Source organism: Exiguobacterium sp. s78 (assembly GCF_018618985.1).
In the GTDB taxonomy this organism is placed as follows: Bacteria; Bacillota; Bacilli; order Exiguobacteriales; family Exiguobacteriaceae; genus Exiguobacterium_A; species Exiguobacterium_A abrahamii.
Map to the genome: position 1 here is coordinate 1,281,424 of NZ_JACSNB010000001.1, position 23,371 is coordinate 1,304,794.

General features: G+C 50.5%; 27 protein-coding genes. 16 read left to right on the forward strand and 11 right to left on the reverse strand.

What is annotated here, in order from left to right:
* The first annotated feature begins 278 nt into the window (after positions 1-278).
* The 9 genes from KNQ18_RS06550 to KNQ18_RS06590 all read left to right on the forward strand — a co-directional run bounded on the left by KNQ18_RS06550 (position 279) and on the right by KNQ18_RS06590 (position 9,415).
* Complete coding sequence (locus KNQ18_RS06550; protein ID WP_023468336.1) at positions 279-680, forward strand: CoA-binding protein; 402 nt, start codon at positions 279-281, stop codon at positions 678-680.
* A 178-nt stretch (positions 681-858) separates the two neighbouring features.
* Positions 859-2,829: a DNA topoisomerase IV subunit B gene (gene parE, locus KNQ18_RS06555; RefSeq protein ID WP_215084206.1), complete on the forward strand. Its 1,971-nt coding sequence runs from the start codon at positions 859-861 to the stop codon at positions 2,827-2,829.
* Positions 2,822-5,227 (forward strand): DNA topoisomerase IV subunit A, encoded by a 2,406-nt coding sequence (gene parC, locus KNQ18_RS06560; protein ID WP_215084209.1) that lies wholly within the window; start codon positions 2,822-2,824, stop codon positions 5,225-5,227. Before parE ends, parC begins: the two co-directional genes overlap by 8 nt.
* Positions 5,228-5,527: 300 nt before the next feature.
* Positions 5,528-5,998, forward strand: coding sequence for an NUDIX domain-containing protein (locus tag KNQ18_RS06565; RefSeq protein WP_231681758.1), 471 nt, complete (start codon positions 5,528-5,530; stop codon positions 5,996-5,998).
* 286 nt (positions 5,999-6,284) lie between these two features.
* The gene (locus tag KNQ18_RS06570) at positions 6,285-6,932 is read left to right on the forward strand and encodes a hypothetical protein (protein WP_214804938.1); all 648 of its coding nucleotides are present in this window, start codon (positions 6,285-6,287) and stop codon (positions 6,930-6,932) included.
* Positions 6,929-7,723 carry a DUF3307 domain-containing protein gene (locus tag KNQ18_RS06575; protein WP_214804936.1) on the forward strand — a complete coding sequence of 265 codons (795 nt, stop codon included), beginning with the start codon at positions 6,929-6,931 and terminating at the stop codon, positions 7,721-7,723. The genes KNQ18_RS06570 and KNQ18_RS06575 overlap by 4 nt, the downstream gene beginning before the upstream one ends.
* Positions 7,724-7,751: 28 nt before the next feature.
* The gene (locus KNQ18_RS06580) at positions 7,752-8,321 is read left to right on the forward strand and encodes a histidine phosphatase family protein (protein WP_251133307.1); all 570 of its coding nucleotides are present in this window, start codon (positions 7,752-7,754) and stop codon (positions 8,319-8,321) included.
* Positions 8,318-9,178 (forward strand): ComEC/Rec2 family competence protein, encoded by an 861-nt coding sequence (locus KNQ18_RS06585; protein WP_069941047.1) that lies wholly within the window; start codon positions 8,318-8,320, stop codon positions 9,176-9,178. The genes KNQ18_RS06580 and KNQ18_RS06585 overlap by 4 nt, the downstream gene beginning before the upstream one ends.
* Before the next feature lie 21 nt (positions 9,179-9,199).
* On the forward strand, positions 9,200-9,415 hold the full coding sequence (locus tag KNQ18_RS06590) for a DUF3006 domain-containing protein (RefSeq protein WP_050677950.1): 216 nt from the start codon (positions 9,200-9,202) through the stop codon (positions 9,413-9,415).
* Positions 9,416-9,448: 33 nt separating this feature from the next.
* Here the strand turns inward: KNQ18_RS06590 and KNQ18_RS06595 are convergent, their stop codons facing one another.
* Positions 9,449-9,676, reverse strand: coding sequence for a hypothetical protein (locus KNQ18_RS06595; RefSeq protein WP_050677949.1), 228 nt, complete (start codon positions 9,674-9,676; stop codon positions 9,449-9,451).
* 222 nt (positions 9,677-9,898) lie between these two features.
* Here KNQ18_RS06595 and KNQ18_RS06600 point away from each other — a divergent pair, with 222 nt between their 5' ends.
* The 3 genes from KNQ18_RS06600 to KNQ18_RS06610 are packed head-to-tail and all read left to right on the forward strand — an operon-like array spanning position 9,899 to position 12,827.
* Entirely contained in the window at positions 9,899-10,807 is a 909-nt protein-coding gene (locus KNQ18_RS06600; protein ID WP_058265957.1) for an AAA family ATPase, read from the forward strand.
* A 2-nt stretch (positions 10,808-10,809) separates the two neighbouring features.
* Positions 10,810-11,856: a DUF58 domain-containing protein gene (locus KNQ18_RS06605; protein ID WP_050677947.1), complete on the forward strand. Its 1,047-nt coding sequence runs from the start codon at positions 10,810-10,812 to the stop codon at positions 11,854-11,856.
* A complete protein-coding gene (locus KNQ18_RS06610; protein ID WP_215084211.1) occupies positions 11,853-12,827 on the forward strand; it encodes a hypothetical protein in 975 nt (324 codons plus the stop codon). Before KNQ18_RS06605 ends, KNQ18_RS06610 begins: the two co-directional genes overlap by 4 nt.
* Positions 12,828-12,841: 14 nt before the next feature.
* Here the strand turns inward: KNQ18_RS06610 and KNQ18_RS06615 are convergent, their stop codons facing one another.
* Positions 12,842-13,195: a winged helix-turn-helix transcriptional regulator gene (locus KNQ18_RS06615; protein ID WP_215084213.1), complete on the reverse strand. Its 354-nt coding sequence runs from the start codon at positions 13,193-13,195 to the stop codon at positions 12,842-12,844.
* Between the two features lie 111 nt (positions 13,196-13,306).
* On the opposite strand from KNQ18_RS06615, the gene KNQ18_RS06620 reads away from it, so the two are divergent.
* Complete coding sequence (locus KNQ18_RS06620; protein WP_064299880.1) at positions 13,307-14,029, forward strand: SDR family oxidoreductase; 723 nt, start codon at positions 13,307-13,309, stop codon at positions 14,027-14,029.
* A 69-nt stretch (positions 14,030-14,098) separates the two neighbouring features.
* Here the strand turns inward: KNQ18_RS06620 and KNQ18_RS06625 are convergent, their stop codons facing one another.
* From KNQ18_RS06625 to KNQ18_RS17470, 3 genes are all read right to left on the reverse strand, one after another.
* Positions 14,099-14,617: a hypothetical protein gene (locus KNQ18_RS06625; protein ID WP_215084215.1), complete on the reverse strand. Its 519-nt coding sequence runs from the start codon at positions 14,615-14,617 to the stop codon at positions 14,099-14,101.
* A 326-nt stretch (positions 14,618-14,943) separates the two neighbouring features.
* Entirely contained in the window at positions 14,944-15,270 is a 327-nt protein-coding gene (locus KNQ18_RS06630) for a hypothetical protein (RefSeq protein ID WP_050677942.1), read from the reverse strand.
* Positions 15,271-15,429: 159 nt separating this feature from the next.
* Positions 15,430-16,434, reverse strand: coding sequence for a helix-turn-helix transcriptional regulator (locus tag KNQ18_RS17470; RefSeq protein ID WP_215084217.1), 1,005 nt, complete (start codon positions 16,432-16,434; stop codon positions 15,430-15,432).
* Between the two features lie 113 nt (positions 16,435-16,547).
* Between KNQ18_RS17470 and KNQ18_RS06640 the strand changes: the two genes are divergently transcribed.
* On the forward strand, positions 16,548-17,399 hold the full coding sequence (locus KNQ18_RS06640) for an alpha/beta fold hydrolase (protein WP_215084220.1): 852 nt from the start codon (positions 16,548-16,550) through the stop codon (positions 17,397-17,399).
* Here KNQ18_RS06640 and KNQ18_RS06645 read toward each other — a convergent pair.
* Positions 17,387-18,055: a hypothetical protein gene (locus KNQ18_RS06645; RefSeq protein WP_029341707.1), complete on the reverse strand. Its 669-nt coding sequence runs from the start codon at positions 18,053-18,055 to the stop codon at positions 17,387-17,389. The genes KNQ18_RS06640 and KNQ18_RS06645 overlap by 13 nt on opposite strands.
* 145 nt (positions 18,056-18,200) lie before the next feature.
* On the opposite strand from KNQ18_RS06645, the gene KNQ18_RS06650 reads away from it, so the two are divergent.
* Positions 18,201-18,737 carry a flavodoxin family protein gene (locus KNQ18_RS06650; RefSeq protein ID WP_215084222.1) on the forward strand — a complete coding sequence of 179 codons (537 nt, stop codon included), beginning with the start codon at positions 18,201-18,203 and terminating at the stop codon, positions 18,735-18,737.
* 79 nt (positions 18,738-18,816) lie between these two features.
* A complete protein-coding gene (locus tag KNQ18_RS06655; protein ID WP_029341705.1) occupies positions 18,817-19,134 on the forward strand; it encodes a hypothetical protein in 318 nt (105 codons plus the stop codon).
* A gap of 41 nt (positions 19,135-19,175) precedes the next feature.
* Here KNQ18_RS06655 and KNQ18_RS06660 read toward each other — a convergent pair whose 3' ends face one another.
* From KNQ18_RS06660 to efeB, 5 genes are all read right to left on the reverse strand, one after another.
* Entirely contained in the window at positions 19,176-19,475 is a 300-nt protein-coding gene (locus tag KNQ18_RS06660) for a putative quinol monooxygenase (RefSeq protein WP_029341704.1), read from the reverse strand.
* The gene (locus KNQ18_RS06665) at positions 19,475-19,840 is read right to left on the reverse strand and encodes a YciI family protein (RefSeq protein WP_215084223.1); all 366 of its coding nucleotides are present in this window, start codon (positions 19,838-19,840) and stop codon (positions 19,475-19,477) included. The genes KNQ18_RS06660 and KNQ18_RS06665 overlap by 1 nt, the downstream gene beginning before the upstream one ends.
* 93 nt (positions 19,841-19,933) lie before the next feature.
* On the reverse strand, positions 19,934-20,395 hold the full coding sequence (locus tag KNQ18_RS06670) for a YflT domain-containing protein (RefSeq protein WP_023468312.1): 462 nt from the start codon (positions 20,393-20,395) through the stop codon (positions 19,934-19,936).
* An 86-nt stretch (positions 20,396-20,481) separates the two neighbouring features.
* Positions 20,482-22,155, reverse strand: coding sequence for an FTR1 family protein (locus KNQ18_RS06675; protein WP_215084819.1), 1,674 nt, complete (start codon positions 22,153-22,155; stop codon positions 20,482-20,484).
* The gene (gene efeB / locus KNQ18_RS06680; protein WP_251133308.1) at positions 22,139-23,371 is read right to left on the reverse strand and encodes an iron uptake transporter deferrochelatase/peroxidase subunit; all 1,233 of its coding nucleotides are present in this window, start codon (positions 23,369-23,371) and stop codon (positions 22,139-22,141) included. The genes KNQ18_RS06675 and efeB overlap by 17 nt, the downstream gene beginning before the upstream one ends.

The window sequence follows — 23,371 nt, forward strand, 5'->3', positions numbered from 1 at the left end:
ATGCACGTGAGAATTTAGCCTATTTTTATGGTTTTTGAGCTACAACATTCTCTTTAATAACAATAATAGTATTATGTCACCTAAATCATCAAAAAAGAATGAATATTCAATTTCGCTCTCAGTTGCATCGAGAAGTCGTTCGACGGGTCATTGGTCGACTCATTTGATTTCAAGACGATTTCTGAAAAACGTCGAAAACGTGCTCGATTTCGCATACTTCATCTTGGTTCGGGTATAGAGTGTTAGGTAAGAGTTATTTTCATAAGGGGGAGTTCTAGATGATTACCGATCAACAAGCACGTCAGTATTTGAAGGATGCCAAACGCATTGCCGTCGTCGGTGTCTCGAGTGATTCCGGAAAGACCGCGAACTGGATTGCGGACTACTTAGTCCAACATGGATACGAAGTCATTCCAGTCAATCCGACGTTAAACGAGTGGAACGGTCAAAAAGTCTATCCGAGCGTCGCAAGCATTCCAGGACACATCGATATCGTCGACGTCTTCCGTCGGTCTGAGTTTTTAGCGGATGTCGCCAAAGATGCTGTTGCTCACGGTGACGTCGGGATGATTTGGAATCAGCTTGGTCTCTCGAGTGTCGAAGCAGAAAGTCTCGCACTTGGTGCTGGTATTCCATATATTGAGAATCGTTGCATCAAAATCGAGCATCAATATCTGTGAGTCATCGCACGATTTCAGGCATCTTCACCCGTTCGTGAAGGTGTCTTTTTTCATGCGCTTTACAGGTTATGCTTGTCAGGAAGCAAGAAGATGCCTACAATTAGAGACAGACTACTCGAAATAACGAACGAACGTTTGTAAAAACGACGTCGTAATTTCGAATTTTGAGGTGAAATGAATGGCGACAGACTTAAATAACTACAATGATGATGCCATACAGGTGCTCGAAGGACTCGAAGCAGTCCGAAAGCGCCCAGGTATGTATATCGGTTCAACCGATCACCGTGGACTTCACCATCTCGTCTACGAGATCGTCGATAACGCAATCGATGAGGCACTTGCAGGATTCGGGGAACAAATTGACGTCACGATTCATAAAGATAATGCAATCACCGTCCGTGACCATGGACGTGGAATGCCAACGGGGATGCATGCATCGGGAAAGCCGACTGCTGAAGTCATCTTCACGGTCCTTCACGCTGGCGGTAAGTTCGGTCAAGGTGGCTATAAGACGTCCGGTGGCTTACACGGCGTCGGGGCGTCGGTCGTTAACGCCTTATCAACGGATTTGAAAGTAACGATCTTCCGTGACGGGAAACAATATGAGCAAACGTTTGAAAACGGTGGGATTCCGAAGACGACGTTGCTTGAAACGAGTACGACGCGTCAAAAAGGAACGAGCGTTTACTTTAAACCAGATGGCTCGATCTTCAGTACGTTGACATACAACTACGATACGCTCGCGGAACGCTTACGCGAATCCGCTTTCTTGCTGAAAGGTCTGAAGATTACGCTGACGGACGAACGGTCCGATAAACAGGACATCTTCCAGTACCAAGACGGTGTCAGCGAATTCGTCCAGTACTTGAACGATGATAAAGACACACTGCATCCGACGGTTGCGTTCGAAGGTACGGAAAACGAGATCGAAGTCGATATCGCCTTCCAGTTCACGGATGCGTACTCGGAAAACGTCCTGTCGTTCGTCAATAACGTCCGGACACGCGACGGTGGAACACACGAAGTCGGTGCAAAAACGGCAATGACACGGGTCATGAATGAATATGCCCGAAAAAACACGCTCTTGAAGGAAAAGGATAAGAACCTTGACGGAAATGATATCCGCGAAGGGTTGACGATGATCGTCTCGATCCGAATTCCGGAAGAGTTCCTTCAGTTCGAAGGACAAACGAAGTCGAAACTCGGTTCACCGGAAGCGCGGACGAGCTGTGACGCTGTCATCAGTCGTCGTCTCTCGACGTACTTGGAAGAGAACCCGCAAACGGCGACGCTGTTGATCAAAAAAGCGATCCGCGCAGCGCAAGCTCGTGAAGCAGCGCGGAAAGCCCGCGAAGAAGCACGAAATGGGAAAAAAAAGAAACGTTCGAGCATCTTGAACGGAAAACTGACACCTGCTGCTTCGAAAAACGCAGACAAGAATGAATTGTTCCTCGTCGAGGGTGATTCTGCCGGTGGTTCTGCGAAACAAGGACGAAACCGGACGTTCCAAGCGATTCTTCCACTCCGTGGTAAGGTCTTGAACACGGAAAAAGCGAAACTCGCTGACATCATGAAAAATGAAGAGATCAATACGATCATTCATGCGATTGGTGGCGGTGTCGGAGCCGATTTTGACTTGTCGGATTGTAATTTCGACAAAGTCATCATCATGACGGATGCCGATACCGATGGCGCGCATATCCAAGTCTTGCTATTGACGTTCTTCTTCCGCTACATGCGTCCGTTGATCGACGCTGGGAAGGTTTTCGTTGCCTTACCACCGCTCTATCGTGTCTCAAAAGGAAAAGGCAAATCGGAGAAATTTGAATACGTCTGGGACGAAGAGACACTCAAGAAAACGACGAAGAAGTTCGGTAAAGGTTATATGATCCAGCGTTACAAAGGACTTGGGGAGATGAATGCACCACAGCTCTGGGAAACGACGATGGATCCTGAGACACGGACGTTGATTCGGGTCACGATCGACGATGCTGCTGTTGCTGAAAAACGCGTCTCTGTCCTCATGGGCGATAACGTCGGGCACCGCCGGACGTGGATCGAGGACAATGTCGCCTTCGGTCTCGCGGAAGACCTCTCGATCATCGAGAATGAGCACGTGACGAAAGAGAGTGTGAACGAACATGTCTAATCTACAAAACATCCTGAACCTGTCGCTCGAACAAGTCGTCGGCGACCGGTTTGGTCGTTATTCGAAATATATCATCCAAGATCGTGCCTTACCGGATGCCCGGGATGGTCTGAAACCGGTTCAACGCCGGATCTTGTATGCGATGCATACGGAAGGCAACCTGTTCGACCGTGCTTACCGGAAATCAGCGAAGACGGTCGGGGTCGTCATCGGTAACTACCACCCGCACGGTGATTCATCGGTCTATGAAGCAATGGTCCGCTTGAGCCAAGAGTGGAAACTCCGTTACCCGCTGATCGATATGCAAGGGAACAACGGATCAATCGACGGCGATAGCGCGGCAGCGATGCGGTATACGGAAGCCCGTTTATCGAAAGTTTCGAGCTTGATTCTCGACGGGATCAACAAACAAACCGTCGATTATACGCTCAACTTCGATGATACGACGGAAGAACCACTCGTCTTACCGTCACTCCTGCCGAACTTGCTGATGAACGGTTCGACGGGGATTTCCGCTGGTTACGCAACCGAGATTCCACCGCACCACGCGGGAGAAGTCCTCGATGCTGCGATTGGTCGGATCTCAGGGACGGTCCAGAACGTCGATGACTTGTTGACGCACATGCAAGGTCCTGATTTCCCGACTGGTGGTGTTGTTCAAGGGCTTGACGGCATCAAAAAGGCGTTCGAGACAGGACGCGGGAAAGTCATCATCCGCTCGCGCTCAACGATTGAGACACTGCGGGGCGGTCGTCAGCAAATCGTCATCACGGAGCTCCCGTATGAGGTCAATAAAGCCAATCTCGTTAAACGGATGGAAGAACTCCGTCTTGATAAAAAGGTCGAAGGGGTTGCTGAAGTCCGTGATGAGACCGACCGCGACGGCTTACGGGTCGTCATCGAGTTGAAGAAGGAAGCGGACGCAGAAGGTGTCTTACACTTCTACCTCAAACAGACTGACTTACAAATTGCCTATAACTACAACATGGTCGCGATCCATGAACGGACACCGCGGCAAATGGGTGTCTTGACGTTGCTTGATGCGTATCTTGCACACGTCAAGGAAGTCGTCATCCGCCGGACAGCGTTTGATCTCGAACAAGCGAAACGCCGTCAGGAAGTCGTTTCTGCCTTGATGACAGCAATCTCTGTCCTCGATGAGACACTTGCCTTGATCCGTTCTGCGTCGAACAAAGCGGACGCGAAGGAGAAGCTGATCACGCGCTTCAACTTTACGGATCGCCAAGCAGAAGCCGTCGTCATGCTCCAGCTGTACCGGTTAACGAATACCGATATCGTCGAGTTGCAGGAAGAAGCTGCGAAACTCGAGAAGGAAATCGCTCGTCTCGAGAAGATCCTCAACGATGAAAAGACACGGAATCGTCTCATCATCAAGGAATTGACAGTCTTGAAGGAACAAGTCGCGGACAAGCGTCGCTCGACGATCGAAGCGGAAGTTGAAGAACTGAAGCTGAAGACGGAAGTCATGATCGCTGTCGAAGAAACGATGGTCTTCCTGTCGAAAAACGGTTACGTCAAACGTTCGTCGCTCCGTTCATTCGGTGCCTCGAACGACTTGCCGGACTTGAAGGAACAGGATCGTCCGTTGCTCCAAGGGCAAGCGATGACGACGGATCACTTGATCGTCTGGACCGTTCGCGGGAATTACTTGCTGATTCCGGTCCACCAATTACCGGATACGAAATGGAAGGATGGCGGTCAACACGTCGCGAACCTCGTCCCACTCGAACCGGGTGACCGGGTCCTCTCCGCAGATCTCGTCCGTTCGTTCGACGAAGCGCACCATTGCTTGTTCGTCACCCGTCAAGGGATGGTCAAACGTTCGAAACTGAGTGACTACAACGCCCAGCGGAAGTCAAAACCACTTCAAGGTGTTCGTTTGAAGGCAGACGATGAAGTCTTGTATGCTCAGGTCTCAACGGGTCAAACGGAGCTGTTCCTTGCAACACAGAACGGTTTCGGTCTCTGGTTCACGGAAGACGACGTTCCTGTCGTTGGTGTCCGGGCTGCCGGTGTTAAAGCGATCAACCTGAAGGATCAAGATGTCGTCGCGGGTGCAATTGGCTTCAAGGAAGCACCACAAATCGTCCTCTTGACGCAACGGGGTGCCTTGAAGAAGATGCGTCTCGCGGATCAGTTCCAAGTCTCGAGCCGTGCGCTCCGTGGCTTACAGTTGCTCCGTGATTTGAAATCGAAACCACACCAAGTCTCAGCATTGATCGACGTCACACAAGCGAAAGAATTGGTCCTCAGCGGAAAAGAGCAGGAGAAAACGATCCAAATCGGTTCGTTATCGTTCCTCGACCGCTTATCGAACGGTTCATTTGCCTACGATGAAGAGAAATTCGGTCCCTTACTCGACTGGTATACACGATAAGACGAGGCTCCTCCGGATAACGGGGGGAGCTTTTTTAGATCTAGCGGGGCAGGAGAGGGGGAATTTTGAGACGAATGCTCGGAATTTTGAGATTTATCGCTATAAATATCGTTTACAAATTGAAACACTGACCAATAACGGCTACAATAGAAGAAATAGTCAGGTCACGATTCGTCACGAACAAGCGTCGGGTCACGCGTCTCCGCAGCTTTGCTTATAGCGTCAATTGATCAAGCAGCTACGGGACCGTCCCTTTAGCTGCTTGTTGTGCAATCTGCCGACCTTGGAGAGGTGATGAAGATGAAATTCAGACGTCGCGAAAAAGTAGCAATCTATATCACTCGGGAAAAACCTAACGGATGGGAACTACTTGTTTTTCATCCACAATCGGCTCCTGAGAGTGATTGGCAGATCCCCGCAGGTACGATCGAAGATGCTGAAATCGCAAAAGAAGCGGCTGTCCGTGAGACGCTTGAGGAAAGTGGTCTCTCGTTAGCATCCGTCCAGTACATCGGCGAAGAAGAGATGCGCTATCCGGAGCGAATGCGGGTGCATTACACGTATTTCTACCATGCGCACATCGAATGCCAAGAGAACCGCTGGACGCATTGTGTGGCTGGTGACGGTCAGGATTGCGGTGATTTCTTTGATTTCGCGTGGTTGCCACTTGATCGGATCACGCAACTTGAACGCCGCCATCATATATTCCTGGATCGTTTGATTCATCGATTGGAACGGACACGTCCGTATGATTGTCGAAAACACGGTTAATTCCGTGTTTTTTTGTTTTGTCTCACTATCTTAAGTTTACCCTGATTATGAGACAAAATCTTATAACTATTGATAATATATGTTATGTTAACTTGAATAAAAAAATGATCTTTTAGTCAGATTCATCCATCCCCCCTGTCGTGTAAAAATCGGTCTATTGTCCTGTTGGTCTTCTTCTTCATTCTTTGTTACTCTAATAACAGTAACACTGCGAATGTTACCCGTTTAACGGTAACAAATAAAATGTTTCCATGATTGTGGCAACAAATGAACAGGAGGAATCGTCATGCAAGCTGTTGCCTTGTCGTTTGATGTCAAAGGCTCCCGCGATTATCCGAGCAAAGAAGCATTACTTCAAGCGCTCCGAGAACTCGCGAATGATCTGAATACGGCATTTCCTACGAGTATCGTCCCGTTCCAAATCAAATCCGGTGATAGCTTACTGGCGGTATTTGCGGATTATCCGGTTAGTTATCCGGTCATGCTGCACTTATTGAATCAAGAATTACCAGGTTACATTGGGATCGGATTTGGTCAATATGAGACGATTTCAACGACCCAAGCCGAAGAAGCCAATGGCAGTGCGATCATTCACGCTTTTGAAGCGCAAGAACAGGCGAAGACGCTTCCGTCACGGATCGCCTTTGCTGGACCGCCCTACTTACCGACCGCCCTGCTGAATGGCTATCTCGAAATGCTTTATCCGGCGTATTTCGGGAAAACGGACCGTCAGATTGAACTGCACCGGTTGATGGACCAATATCCGGATGATACGTATGAAGAGATTGGTCTGAAGATGGGCTTTAAGGAACAGGATGCCCGCGCGAATGTCGCAAAACTCGTTTCCCGCTCGCAGCGAAAGCAACGGAAGCGTCTTGAAGCTGCCTTGACACAGGCACTGGAGCAATTCCAAGTCTGGGAGGCGATTCGGTGACCGTCTTACTTAGCCTTATACTTGTCCATCTACTTGCTGATTTCCCATTACAGACGAGACGGATGGCGCTACTGAAACACCGACACCAACGGATCTTATTCCAACATCTTGCCGTTCATGCGGCTCTGATGCTACTTGTCCTTGCGTTCTTCGTCATCCGAGGGGGATTAACCATCGACATCGCCGGATGGCTTGGAGGAAGTATTCTCGTGTTTCACGCCCTACTCGATGCCTCCCCGCTTAAACGTCGCGTCAAGCAAGCGGCGGCGTACTGGATCGATCAAGCGTTACATATCGCTGCCATCATCGCTTTGACATGGATATTCATCCCGGTCGATTGGTCGTTGTCGTTCTCACGACCCGAGCAGGTCTTGTGGATTCTGTGCTTTAGTTTAGTGACGACGGAGTTACTCGGTCACGGGATTGCTTTAATGCTCGCACCATTTGCTCCGCGCTTGATCGAAGCGCATTTCGAGCGAAAAGTGACACGTAAGGAGCAATTAGACGGCGTTTCGCGGACCGTCACACATGAAGTCGAAGATTCTGCGCGCAGTTATACGACGGAATTAAACGGAATCGGGCGTTATATCGGTCTCGTCGAACGGGCAATCATTACCCTGCTCGTCGTCACGAACGCAACCGGAGCCATCGGGTTCATCATTGCTTTGAAGGCACTGGCACGTTTTAAACAGTTTGAAGATCGCCGCTTTGCGGAATATTACATCATCGGGAGCTTGCTCAGTATCTTAGGTGCGATTTTATGCGGACTCGCGATTCGCGTCGCACTCTAAACGATGAATGAAAGTGAGGGAGACGGTCTTGACCGTCGCACGAAGTATGAAACAAATTGGATTAGTGAGACATCACCGGGTGACGGAAGGATACCCGACGAAAGGCTGGATCAGCGCCAGCGATATTGAAAAATGGATTGAACGGTATGATACGTCAGACATCGATATTCAACCGGTCGAGCTTGGTCAGATCGACTGGACGGTCTGTTATGCCAGTAGCATGCCGCGTGCCGTCCAGACGGCACAAAGTGTCTACGATAAAGAGATCATCGTGACGGATCTACTACGGGAAGTACCGTTTCCGACGATTCAGTCGAATCTACGGTTACCGTTTCTTGGCTGGGCGGTCCTCGGTCGACTCGCAGCCCCGTTCAGCAAACGGATTCAAGCGGAGATCAAGGAAGCGAATGAACGGATTGAGGTCCTGTTGAATCAACTGATGTTCGAGGATGATGAACGGGTCTTACTCGTCGGGCATGGCGGTATGATGATTTTGATGCGTGCTGCCTTGAAACGGCGCGGTTACCGGGGGCCACGGTTCGGTCATCCGCGTAACGGCATGCTGTATCTGTTCGAGAAAGAGGAACCGACATGTTGAAATGGGGATCAACGATTCTGTTAGCACTCTGCCTGATCGTCATCTTCTATACGACACGGGACGAAGAGCCCCCAGCCCCAACCGCGGGACAGATGGAGGTCTACGGTTTTGACGTCGGTCAAGGAGATAGTACGTTCATCCGGACGAAGGAAGACGCGATCTTGATTGACGGCGGGAATAACGGCAAAGGCGAGGATGTCGTCCGCTACCTGCAAGAATTGGGTGTCAAACGCTTAACAGCAGTCATTGCGACACATCCGGACGCCGATCATATCGGTGGACTTGATACCGTCCTCGATGCCTTTCCAGTCGACAGCGTCTATGCCCCGCGTGTCACGCATACGACAGAGACATACCGCGATTTCCTCCTTGCCGTCAAACGCGAAGGGGTGACGATCAAGTCGGTTAAGGCAGGTCTTGAGATACCGAGTGAAGCTGCACGCTTTACGTTCCTTGCTCCCCTAACGGACGGGACACAGGATCTCAACAGCTGGAGTGCCGTCCTGCGGGTTGAACATGGACAGGACCGGTTCCTCTTCATGGGCGACGCACCGATCCGGACGGAACGACAATTGCTTGAGTCAGATGTCGATCTTAGCGCCGATGTCTTGAAGCTTGGACATCACGGAGCAGACACATCGTCCTCCCTGCCCTTCCTACAAGCCGTTGATCCGAAGCGAGCGTTGATCTCAGCCGGGAAGGACAATGCCTATCGTCACCCACGTCCCTCCGTCTTACAGGAGCTGAAGACAGAACGGATTACGATTGATCGAACCGATCAAAGCGGAACGATCCAGTATATCTCGACTGGTGACGGCATCAAGGAATCGAACCGGACCGACTTACGACCGGAATAACAAGACGTGGAGGTGCATCAGATGCGATTGACCCTAGCTGATTTTGAAGACGATCTAGCGATTTGCGAGACGGACGACCGCGAGACGATCACATTACCGAAAAGTCGTTTGCCGCGCCAGGCGACGATTGGCGACCGACTCGACTGGACCGGGCGCTCGATTCGGATCTTACGCGATGAGACGAACGCACGTAAAAAAGAGATCACCGATTTGATGGATGATCTCTTTGAAGAATGATGGGACTCCCTTAGAACGCTGAGGGAGTCTTTTTTAACCCAGTAGACTGATGACGAGACCAGCGATGATGCCTGCTGTGAATAAGGAACCGAGCGTATACGTCAGCAAACGTAATCCGAATGGGAGCCGACGAATCGCGGCAAAGGCTCGGCGATTCGGAGGTCCTCCGGCAACAATACGTTGATACTCGTCAATAGGACTGTGAGCAACATCCTGTTGCTGGTTTAGAGTAGAGTTCGATTCGGTAGTATGTGGTTTCATCTGTCCATCCTCCCTATTCCAATGACTATATCCTTCTATTCGCTAAGTAACTTCATAATCCTGTTTCAATTTTTTTGATATTTTACGAAACTTTTGGATGAAACTGGTAGTATAAAAGATAGACGTATTTCTTTATGCGTGATTCCTGGAAAATCACTAGCAGTTTTTTCTGAATTTTCGTACACTTTAGAAATACGATGCATCTTAAAGGGGGAATCATCCATGTTTCAAACGTTACGTACATCACTCAAACAATCTGTCCTTGGTCAGGACGATGTGATTGATCATTTATTGATGGGCTTGCTCGCAGAAGGTCATGTGTTGCTCGAAGACCGTCCGGGGACCGGTAAGACGACATTAGCAAAAGCACTGGCGCAGACACTCGAAGCGAAGTTCTCACGTGTTCAATGTACAGCGGATACGTTACCGACCGACCTACTTGGGATGGAGCTGTTCAACCCGCTGACAGGATCGTTTGAACAACGGTTTGGTCCGCTGTTCGCGAACATCGTCCTCGTCGATGAAATCAACCGGACGACTCCACGGACACAGTCAGCATTGCTCGAGGCAATGGCGGAAGGGCAAGTGACGATCGGGGATACATCTTATACGTTACCGCAACACTTTCTTGTCATCGCGACACAAAATCCGTTCGATGGACACGGTACATTCCCATTACCGCATGCCCAACTCGACCGTTTCTTGTTCAAGTTGTCGTTCGCTCCGCTGACACGTCAAGCGGAAAAAGCATTATTACGCGGGGCGCACTTAACAGCAGCCGAACTACAGATTCCGCTCGAACAACTCAATGACTGGAAAGAGGAAGTCGTTGCCGTCTCAATCGAGGATAGCGTCGAAAACTACTTACTTGATGTCTGTGACGCACTCCGCGCCCATCGTGACGTTGAGATCGGACCGAGTCCACGAGCGACGCTCGCACTCTTAAAAGCAGCAAAAGCACGGGCCTGGATGCAGGAGCGGACGTACGTCACACCAGAGGACGTCAAGCACTTGGCGACGCCATTGCTTGCCCACCGTCTCGTCTTAACGCTCGAAGCGACGCTGAAGCTATCGAACGAACGTCTCGTCGAGCAGGTCCTCGATTCACTCACTGTTCCGACTGAGGTGTAATCATGCAATTGATCATACCAAAAGGCTTTAACCTCATCATTCTTACGATGACAGGTGCAAGCGGCGTCATCGTGGGACTCTATGGTCCTGTCTGGATTGCGGCTTTATTACTCGCCTATACATTATATGGCTGGGTGATGCCGTATTATCTCGAATACGTTGCGAAGCGAATTCGCGTCCGCCTCCTTGAGACGGTTCGCGCTTTTCGAGAGGAAACGATCCAGATACCGTTCGAATTGTCGAACCCAACGAAATTACCACTCGGTCGCATCACGATCTCTGGCTTGCTCGGGGATCAGATCAAGCTTCCTGATGCGAGTAGTCAATTTTGGCGTCAACACTTATATGTCAGCAAACAGACAATTGTGCCGTTTTCAATCGATGTCATTGCCGCTCACCGGGGAACGATTCGCATTCAGTCGTTTGACGTCATGATCTCGGATCCGTTTCATTTGATCACAATTTATGTGACGCTTGATATCCAAGAGCTGGGGCACGTCTTCCCTGACTTTGCACCAGCGTCGGTCGAGTGGAATGAACGGATGATTCCCGGTGAGACGATTGATCGCTCGAGTCCGTTCACCGATCGCTCGAGTTTCCACTCCGTCGTCCCCTACTCCGGAGATGCGAAGTCGATCTACTGGTCCGCTTATGCGAAGACGAATGAACTGTACTCGTATCAATATGACCGGAAACGTAACCATGATTATGCCGTCATCGTCGATGGCTTGTCCGCAGACGGACTCGCTCTCCGCTCGGACTTCGAGAAACTATTATCGCGTGCCGCGACGATCATCCGTGAACTCGAGAAACAAGGGGCTTCCTACAGCCTCTGGATTTCGATGGTCAACCGATCCGGTCAGTGGTACCATGTTCCGTCTGGTATGGGAAAACATCAATTCCTACGGACGATGGAATGCCTTGCCCGGATTTCCGAATACGATCTACCGCTCGAGCGCCGGTACTTCACGAAGCGACTGCAACGTAGTGTACCGTCGACGACGGCGGAGATCCATCTCGGTCACCGGCAGAAAGGAGTGAGCGCATGATTCTCTGGTGGATATTCCTTGCGAGTCTGTTACCGGTTCCGTTCTATCTCGCGCTTGCTCTTCCGGCACTTGCCTTCGTGCCGCATCGTTCGCTGCGCATCGGATTACAGCTACTCGTAGCGGGATCCTTATATTTCCTCTCTCCCATAGCTAGCGTCTTAGCGCTCGTCTTCGTTGCCTGGACCGCGTTTCTTGATACGGTCGATTCGACGTGGCGATACGCTACGAGTGCGATGGTCATCGGCGTCGTGATGGTATTGTTCCCAGGAGTGACACCACCGATTGGCGCATTTTTAATTTTGGTCTTCGTCATTGCGTATCCATTCGTCGTCACGTACATGACAGAATGGCGGCGTATCTTCCCGACGATCGCGTTAGTCCTCAGCGCGGGGCTGATCATCGCTGTCGTCTTCCGGCTCACGAAAGAAGCGCTCGTCGGATCCGTCACGAGTGCGATTCGTCCGCTATTTGAAGCATTCGGTTCATTATTCCTTTGGACGGAACCACTTGGTCGGGAAGCGGACACGATGACGAACCGGGCAATGGGGCTAGAGAATATCAAAGGTGTTCAAGACGTGGAGCAAGCTGCCGTCCAGGCAGGAACACCGGATTGGATTTGGATCGCAACGACGCTTCTGACGGTGATCTTAGTTGCGGTTACGCTTTATGTCATCCGGAAGCGAAAAGTCATAGCAATCGAAAGAGAACAAACCGTCAAGCACTCCAAACAAGTACGGGCGCATGCGCCAAAGCGGCATAGTCATCATCCGCTTCTGAAGATTGCTTCTCAGCTCGAGCAAGCTTTCCCAAGACGCCATGAAGAGACGACGCTTGAATGGCTGACACGGATCGAGTTCCCGGATACGGTGCAAAACGCTCGTCTGATTGACGGGATTGAGTTCAGTCCAAGTGAACCGGCCTACGATATCCAGACGTTCCGCCGTCAAGTACGCGAACAAATCGAACGCTAACGAAAAGCCCCTGCTCATGGAGCGGGGGCTTCCTCGTCGCATAATGTGCGCATCAATTGGTTGCGTGGTGTCGTCGCAAGACCCCAGTCGCAGATCGCATCGAGTAAGGGAATCAAGGACGTACCTTTCTCGCTCAACGCATACTCAACGCGGGGTGGGATTTCTGGGTAGACGGTCCGCGTAATCAAGCCATCTTGTTCGAGTTGCTTCAGTTGCTGTGTCAGCGTCTTCGGTGAGACGTCCTGGATATAACGCTCCAGTGTATTAAAACGTACCGCACCTTCCTCATGCAGCTCGTACAAGATCATCACTTTCCACTTGCCTTGAATCTGACGCATCGTCGCATCGAACTCATTTAGATATGGCATACCGTTCCCTCCCTTACCAAAAGGTAACCGACTGACCTAAAAGTGCGTACTTCTCGGATTGGTTTCCCTCTGTTATCTTCAATTTATCATATCAAATAAGGAGACGATATCATGAAAACAGGATTCATTGCCATCACCGGTGCGACGTCAGGAATCGGGCATGCGATTGCACGAACGTTCATTCAGAAAGGGTACCGCGTCTTATTGCTCGGACGACGAATTGATCGTCTGGCGAGCCTTGCTTCAGACGATGTCTTGATTCGCCAAGTCGCAGCCACCGACCGAGTTGCCCTCGATGCTGCTTTAGCAGACGCGACGGAAGCGTTCGGACCGGTCGAAGCCATCATCAATAATGCGGGTCGGATGTTACTCGGTCAAATCGAGACACAAGATGCGGAAGAATGGGAAGAGATGTTTGATGTCAACGCGCTCGGTGTCTTACACGGGATGCAAGCTGTCCTTCCCTCGATGGTGAAACGGAAGACCGGCACGATCATCAACATCAGCTCGATTGCCGGTAAAAAGACGTTCGCAGACCACGCCGCGTACGTCGGCACGAAATTCGCCGTCCACGCGATGAGTGAGAACGTCCGAGGTGAAGTCGCGTCCCATGGTGTCCGCGTCATGACGATTGCACCAGGTGTCGTCGAGACAGAACTGCTCGGTCATACGACAAGTGACGCGATTAAGGACGGCTACAACGAATGGAAACAGTCGATTGACGGTGGACTCGATCCGCAAGTCGTCGCGGACACTGTCTTATTCGCCTTCGAGCAGCCGCAACATGTCAACATCCGGGAAATCGTCTTAGCCCCGACGAAACAACTCGATTGACGAAAAAACAGATCGAAGTGTTTGGATGTAGATGTACTTCCGAGCACTTCGGTCTGTTTCATTCAAGCGTTACTTTGCTAAGTGACTCTGTTCAATCGTTTGAAAGATTGATTGATAGATCTTCAGTTGCTCTGAACGATTCGGTCGTTCGATTCCCTCACCAAACAACCAGGTCGTCTCTTGTGTATCGTCATAGAGCATACCAGCCGCAAACGTCGAATTCGGCACCGAGATGCTTTCCTCATAGGATAGACTCGGGTCAAGAAACGGTTCGATGGATTTTTGAGAGCCGATGAAGAAAAAGGGAATCTGCGCCTTCCGGTAGACGGTAGCATAGTCACGTCCGGCTGCCGCGTTTAAATAGTCGGGCATAATCATGACAGCATCGTATCGTCGTAAATCCCCTTTGATCTCCTGCAGATCAATCGAGTGGAAGTCCGGTGATTGCGTAAGAACTGGAGCCGTTCCGACGACGGCGATGGTGAGATCGATGGTACTGGCTTTTGGCGTCAACGTTGGTTTTTTCATCATACATACGGTAAGCAGTAGACTGAGTGCAAGTAAAGTCATGACGGTTCTTTGTCTCATCTGTCCCTCCATGATTTCCTAATATTAGGTCTTTCGCCTAGTTCCTTTATACCATAGAAATGGGTGACGTTATGTTTTTGCACAATAGGGAAATCGCGTGAATAAAGTACCAACAGAAGCCAATAAAAAAAGACTCCCTGATTGGAGTCTCCTTACTTTTCAGCATCGATTTTCGAAGCTTTTTTTGCAATGACGACAATAAAGACGATGGCACCGACAGGAATCACGAGCGGCATCCAGTCGAGGATATACTGTGCGTTCATCGTATCCCCCCTTACCTAGCAAGCTATAAGCGTAGCATATGCCAATTGCTGGGGAGTTGCAAGTCACAGTCGGGGCAGAAGTTCGTTCACGATCGCGTAATAAATCAAGATACTTGTCGAGAGCGTATATCCGATGAATAAAAGGGGTGTGAATTTAGGTTTCATGCGTCGTTCGATCAAGCGTAGCGAGCCGATGGTGACGACAAGAGCGACGACCGGACTGAATCCGAACACGACGATATCTAAGGATGTCACGACATCTTCTGGAAACACGAGATGAAAGACAAAAAGTGAGAATAAGTACCACGATGTATAGGATAGACAAACGAAGAAGAGGAAAGCAGCTAGTTTCCGCATCCCGTTTGATTGGCTTTTTTCCATCTGTTGCATGTCGTTCCTCCTACATAAGTATCAGATACCCTTAATAGTAACTGGAACTATTCGCTTAAAATATTCAAATATGAATATCCGACAAAAAACGACAAAAAGTTTTTTTCTCGACAATTTAAAAAAGCAAGATCCACGGTCAAGTGAACCTTGCTTCAGCCCTTAAAGAGCAGGTGTTTCGACTTGGTACATCGTCGCAAGACCTGCCACCTTGTTCTTGAATGTCTCCCGACGTTCGACAGGCGCGATGATTTCCGCCTGGTTGCCGAATTGAATCAGCCACATCATGAACCCGTCGGAAAAGAGCGCATCGACCTTGAACTCGAACCAGAGGTCATCGAGGCGACGGCAGCGGATATCTGTCCCGAACCGGTCGACGACGGTTGGCATCAGACTCTCCTGGAATTTAAGCGTCAATTGCTCGTTCTCTCCCCCGTACATGTTGAACATGTTACTTAAGTAACTCGGCTCGACATGAACCGGTTCTTCCATCGGTTCGAACGCTTTACAATCGACGATTCGGTCGACCCGGTACGTCCGGATCTCTTTGATCCGCTCATCGCGACCAATCAAATAGTAATTTCCGTTATCCATCAACAGGTGAGCCGGAGAAACGAGATAATGCTCGCCATCCTTCCGTAACTCGAACTTCCGCGTCCGTTCATTGAACTTTCCTTGGTACTGGAAACTGATGACGAAATCATCGCTGATGGCTTTCTGGATCGTATCAATCGAGCGCGACGTCATTCCTTTTGGTTTTTTGACAGTATGTAGCACCGGTTGGAGTGACTCCGCCATCTTATCACTCGTCAACGACTGAATCGTCTGAACGAGCGACGTCGTCTCACTTTCCGAGATGAACTTCGCACTGGCGATGGCATCGACCAGCAATCGGAGCTGATGATGCTCAAAAGGACGACTGACGAGATGATACGGAATGGCAAGTCCATTCTTCGTCTCTTCCGCCACGACGTCGAACCCTGATTTGGCAAGTGCCGCAATATCATCCTTCAACGATTTTCGGGATAGCTTCTCGATCAGTCCTCGTTTCGAGAGTTCCATGCTCAATTCTTCAAGCGTTAACGTATGGTCTTCATCCGACTGACGTTCGAAGATTTCTCGTACAGCAAGTAAGCGGTCACGGTTCGTTAATTTTTCGTTAGACACTACGCATCCTCATTTCCTAAGTCACAATGGTTTGGTTATACTTTACAGTATACATGAAAATAAACACGAGATTAACAATAAAATGGTAAAAATTAAGAGATAGGAGAATTTGGATGCATTATATCGCAGAATGGAATGGTCAGCGCTTTGATTACCGGGATAGCGGGAGCGGTCCTGTCATTCTTTTGATTCATGGCACGCAGTCGGATTACCGAGAAGTCTACCATGTCGAGAAGTTAATCACGGCAGGATATCGTGTCATCGTACCGTCACGTCCGGGATATGGAAGAACGCCGCTTCAGCTCGCGGATAGTCCAGAGGCGCTTGCGACGTTCTACGCTGGGTGGCTTGCTTCCCGCCAGATTAAACAGTACACCGTTTACGGCATCTCTGCCGGTGGACCGACGGCAATCGCGCTTGCTGGAATGGATCCAGGCGTCCATGCCCTCGTTTTAGCGTGTGCGATGACGCACCGGATCTCGCTGCCGTATCATCGTCTTCTGATCCAACCGGTCTTACAACGTCCTTTACAGTTCATCCAGTGGGGGCTTTGGACGTATGTGAAGGATAAGATTCGCAAGTTTCCTGAAGAAGCAGCGGTGCGGATGGTCGAGATGACGAGTCTGTTACCACGCGAAACGATCCGTACCCACATTAGTGAGACGGATGCGTCGTTATTATATGAGGTTGGTCTTCAAAATGGTCCTGGGCGAGGTGTCTTGTTTGATATCACACAAGACATTGAACGAGAACGGCTTGAAGCCGTCACGTGTCCCGTCTTGATCGTCCATTCGAAGTCAGACCGTGCTGTTCCGTTCGAGCATTCGGAACACGCACGACGGAGTATTCCTCACGCGCAGTTCATTGAATCGAAAAGTCCCGGTCACCTGATCTGGATCGGTCCATCCGCGCGTCGGGATGAACGGATGATCGAACGGTTCATCGCTTTTAATCAGATGACTTGAAGGCGGAGCCGCATTTTTAGCTTCTCATCATCCTCTTCGATTGCGATCAGACCACGACGCGTTAGTTCACCAATCGCACGACGTGTCCGGTCTTGATTAAGTCGGGCACAGCGGGCAATCTCAGCGATGCCCATTCGGCACGACAGTTGGTTCGCCTTGATCTTTGAGGAAGGCTTCGCGACGGAGCGTTGTAAGAGACGCCAAAAGACGTGACGGGCATCCTCTGATAAAGCATAGGCATTTTTCTCGATCACCGGTGGCATGTAACGAACGTCTTCTCGAATCCGGCGAATCAGATAGAGACTAAGCCATTCTTCGAGCTCCGCTTGAATTCGTGAGAATTCGAACCACCAAAGCTGCTCGAGTGCCTCCTCTTCTTTCGTCGCCAGTTGCCAGCTAGCAGGAATCTCATCAAACTCTTCCTCGAGCCAGTCTTCGTAGTCGAGTGCCGTCTCATATAAGACTTGTGACGGGATCTGCTCGAGTGACGTCCGATGTTTATAGATATCAAAGCTCATCCGTCGAAAATGTTCGACGGATGCAGCCACTTGGCTCAAATGAATCAATTGTTTCGTGATGAGTCGCGCCAGTCCATCCATCTCGAGGTGGATGGCATATAAGTGTTTTTCTAGCGCAATGAGCGTACTTCTCTCCATTCGACCGTTCCTCCCCTATTTGTTTTTCGTCTTCTTGTCTTTTTCCGCAAAACCCTTATTCAAAACCAATTGTGAGCATATCGGTGTATTGACAGTGCAGTTTGGAATAGAATAGAACAATCGAATTCAAAAGGAGATGCACGATATGTATACGATTTTTGGTAGCTCACGCAAAGGAAACAGTGAATGGCTCGGGGAACAAGCATTGAAAGGAATCCCTCATGTTGCTGTCGATTTAGCGAACGTCTCGATTCAGCCGATTGAAGACCGCCGTCATCATGGAGGCTTTTTGCCGATTGGCGATGACTATCGCCGGATCGTCGAAGAGATGCTTGAACACGATGACATCCTGTTCATCACTCCGATTTACTGGTACTCGATGTCGACGAAGATGAAATTATTCATCGACCGATTCAGCGAGTCACTGCGCGACGAAGAACTTGACTTCAAAAGCCGGATGGCGGGGAAACGATTCCACTTGATTGCGGTCGGAGGAGATAATCCACGCGTCAAAGGACAAGCGCTCGTCATGCAGTTCGAGCATATCGCATCGTTTCTCGGCGCGACGCTTGAGACAGCGATTCTTGCCGAAGGGAATGCACCGGGAGAGGTCGAGTACGATCAAGAAGCGATTGCGGCAATCGCGGCGTTTCGTGAAAAAATGTCAGGAGCACGTGTTTAAGCACTGTTCGTGAAGGGAAATAACTGAAGCAGAGCGCACGACTATCTAACGTACGACTCAATTCAGGAGGTGGTCAGCCATGTTCGCATCTAAAAAACGATCGAATCGCAAGTGGAAACAACTGACTTCACGCCAGCATATCCTTCATCTTGAACATCTGTATCAATCACGCGAAGAGACGATTGTTCGTGATCGCCTCTCCTTACAACACATCATGGAACGTGCAGTCCGGACCGGACAGACGGTCCACGTCCGATTAAAACAACTCGATACGGTATCCGGTTCGATCCAAGCGATTTTTCATGACCGCGGAACGATTGAACTCGTCACATCGACAGGTATGCGCCGGATGGTGCGAGCGTCGGACGTCATCGATATCCAGTGGACGACAACCTAACAGCATGTAACCCCTTCTCGACTAGAGGAGGGGTTTTTGGTTTACATGAGTCCTTTGCCACCGAGCGGGTGGTCTTCGAGCACGCGTTCAACACGCTCGAGCAACGGACGCGCTTGCGTAATCAAACGCCGCGTCACCGGTAACTCTAAAGACGCGAGGTGTGCAGCGGCATCCGTCCAGATTTCACGGACATGTAGCACATCCGGTTCGTCAGAACTACTGATGATGTAGTGTAGACAACTCGGATGAGTCTCTAAAGAAGCCGCAGCTTCAAGTAACAGGGCGATGACGTGGTCGCGTTGTCCGGCTTGAGTCGTAAATGTCGTCCATAATCCATACATCAAGAGGTACCTGATAATGGACGGACTTCTGCGCGCCAACCGTAAGATTCCCCTTCTGCGACTTGAGTCGTCGGATGAAGGGAAGCCAGTTCCATCGCATGATCCAAATCACGTGCTTCAAAGACAATCAAACTGCCAATCTGCTCTCCATGCGTTCGATCCGGCTCTACTTTCTTCTGTACGACCCCATCCTGCCAGTAAAATGCTTGTGTCGTAAGACCCGGGTGCCAGTCTGATAGGACATCGACTTGTTCATTGAAGGTGTTCATCAACGCATCACAACGCGACATCAAAGCATCGATCTCTTCCTTCGATAAAGCATCCATTCGGTCTGCATTATAATAGCCGACATATAAGAATTGCATCGTCTCTCCTCCTCTCAATTTTCCCATTCCCTTCCATGAGCAGACTAAACAAAAGCCTCCTGTCTCTACGCTGAGAAACAGAAGGCTTATGTATCATTCATCTTTTAACTTGACGTTTTGATCGGCTGGTAACGTCGTCGTCGTTTCCTCGTCTTCGAGTTTCGGTACGCCAGCACCATAATCGGTTGCTTCATCCGTCACGTACGACGCCGCGAACGCTGGATTCAGTAAATCGGATTTCGAACCGACGATGACGATCCGACCGTGTCGGACTTCATCTTCTAGATCCTCAGCAACATCCTTTGTCATGCCAAGCTCGGACAATTGAGCAATCCGATCATTACGGTTACTCCGGACGGCTGATAATAACGTCTCGAAGAACGACTTCTTCGTCACGCGGTATGGTAACGTCTGCGTGTCATTCGCGATGCGTTCCGCGAGTTCTTCGTCTTTTGCAAAGATGTAGATCTGTTTATTCGAATAGCCACTTGATTTGAGGCTCGTCACTTCTGCGTCGACAGCGGTCATGTTTCGTACGATGCGTGTTTCAAGCATAAAAATCCCTCTCTTTCATGCAGCAAGCTGCTGATAAGAAGTTATACCCGAAACATAATAGTTGAAACCTGAAATTGAAAAATGGATCAAGCAGCAGTCTGGATTGCTGCTGTGCGCCGCTTTTGCCAGATCGTAAACAAGGCAATCAGAATCATCAGGACGACTTGCGGGATAAGCGTCTCGAGCGTTGGGTAGAAACCAATCCAGCCGGCGGTTCCGAGTCCATTGATCGGACGAATCGGTAAGACGTTCGTCAGTTGCAACGCGTGCAGACTCGTACCAAGAATCTTGAACGCCATCACATAAATCAACCAGGACGCGACTTGGAACAGACGATGGATCGGTAAACGAATACCAATCTGGATGACCGCATACGAGACCAGACCGATGATGACGATCGCGAGTCCGATTCCGGATAACAAGGCAGTTTTCGTCATCGCTGGTGCCATTCCGATGTAAAACAACAACGTCTCGGCGCCTTCCCGAAAGATCGTTAAGAAGCTGACGAAGAATAAGGACGTCGTCGAAAGCGTCGATAAAAAGTGTTTTCGTTTGGCGACGGCGCTTTTCGAGTGCAACCAGTAGCCGACGAACAACATGACAACGACCGCGACGATTCCTGTATAGCCTTCGATTTGTTCCCGACCCGTCGCCGCGAACGAGGCCTGAAAGACCGTCTGGAGGATGAGCGCTAACAGACCGCTTGCGATCAGACCAAGCCCAGCGCCTGCCCAAACCTTCCCTTCTTGTTTCGATCGACTTTTCCGCGCGAAGGCAACAAGCGCACTGACGATCAATAATGCTTCGAGACCTTCCCGCAGCATGACGAGCATTGCATCAACGAACGTATAATGCGTCTTCGTTTGTAATTGTGCAATAGCATTCTCGAACGACTGGAGTTCTTGTGCCGTTTTTTCGCGAGTTTCCGGCGTCAGTCGGGCAAGTAACAGTGGTACGTCTGATTCAAGCTGGGAATAGAGCCCTTCATTACGTGTCCGGACCTCACCTTCCGCTCGCGGCCAAGTCTTGAGAAATGCTTCTAGCGCTTCTTTTGCTTCCGGCAGATCATTTGCCGTAAGTGCGGTTTGCGCCTTTTCAAGTGGCGTCAACAGCGACTGCAGTCCCGTTTTCTTTGCCTGGACCTGCTTTCCGTCGAGGAAAGACTGGACAGCCGTATCGAACTGATCAAGTGCGGCTTTCCATTCCTTCGTATCCGCGGAATCACGCGCCGCCGCGATCCGGATCGACGCAAGTGCCATCTCGATGTTGCCATAATGACCGACACTGTCGTTGCGAACAAGACTCTCGTGCGTCGCCCATGCGGTCAACAACCGTTGCTCCGCTGCCGGACGATCGCTCGCCTTGACCTGCCGCATCTCTTTCGTCAACGAAAGCAATTGCTTCACTTTTGCTTTCGCAATCGGGTCCGTCTTCGGTTTCGTTGCTTCTTCCTGCTTCCGGACAGCAGCAGAGAGTGCCGTCAGTTGCTCGCGGACTTCCGGAAACGTTGCCTCCCGTTTCGTATCGACCTGTTTGACGGCTTTCGTGATTGCCGCTTGTTGATCAGGTAAGTCTTGAGCAGCTTGTCCTAGTTCATCAATCGCTTGATTCAGTGCTGCGCGATCTTTACTTGCGACGGCAGACAGGGCTTGTCCGATCGCGACATAGAGATCATCCGTCGAAGCAGCATAGACAGGCACCGTTTGTTGACCGGCTACAAGGAATACAAGTACAAGGACGAGATTACGCAAATAACGCATCACCGATGTAGCCTCCTTTCGAGATTCCACCGAAGCAAGCGAAGATGGCACTTCCACGGTGCGTGATGTATTCATTCAATCGGTCCTGTGCGGCAAGACGGCGCTGAATCTCGATGAATTGTTTCGGTGAACGCTGATACGATAAGAAGAGTAGACCCGCATCAAGGGCACCTGTCTTCTCATCGATGCCGTCTTGATACGAGTAGGAACGGCGTAAGATCGCTGTCTTTCCGTCCCCGTGCGCGACAGCGGTATGCGAGTCAACCGGTAAGGCAGCTTCGCCACGAGCTTGTCGTTTCGCCGGTGTGACGGAAGCGAATTCGTCTTTTGAGCCGAGCGGAGCTCCGGAAGCACGTTCGCGCCCGAAGGTCCGTTCTTGCTCTTTTAGGATCGTCCGGTCCCAGACTTCGAGATGCATCTGGATGCGACGGACGACAAGGAACGAGCCGTTCGTCAACCACGGTGTACCGTCTTGCCACTGACAAAAGAGCGATTCTTTCCGGACTTGCTTCTTCGAGACGTCAGGATTCCCCGTGCCGTCCTTGAAGCCGAAAAGATTGCGCGGCGTCCCACCAGAGGCATCTGCTGCTTTACTGCGCTGGAAACCAGCTTGGGACCAACGCATCGCGACCGTCCCGCGCCCGACACGGACGAGGTTACGGATCGCATGGAAGACGACTTGGGCATCATCACCACAGACTTGGACGACGAGGTCGCCTCCACTCCATTTTTCGTCCAGACGATCGAGGTCGAACGCCGGCAGCGGTTGAAGGGCATCCGGTCGTTTATGACGGATGCCGAAGCGACCGTCAAACAGACTTGGACCGCACCCGAACGTAAACGTCAAGTGACCGGCCGATAGTCCGTCCGCTTCCCCCGTATCTTCCGGTGGCACGTAACGGGAGTCGGAATCGCCGTATGGTAACCCGGCAGCAAGTCTGGCACATAACCGCGTCCAGCGTTTTAATAAATCGACCAATTCATCGCGGCGCTCCGTCTTGATATCAAACGCCACGACTTGGACGTGATTTTGTGGTGGTGTCAGAATTCCCGCTTGATACGTCCCGTAGAACGGCTCTTGATCACTTGCTTCAACAGTCAATGTCCGTGGAAGAAACTTCTCAAGACCACTGGCATACAGGGCGGCCCCGAGACTCGTCAAGCCTGCGACCTTCAGGACGTCACGCCGCGTGACGCCTTCTTGGATTGGTTTCAT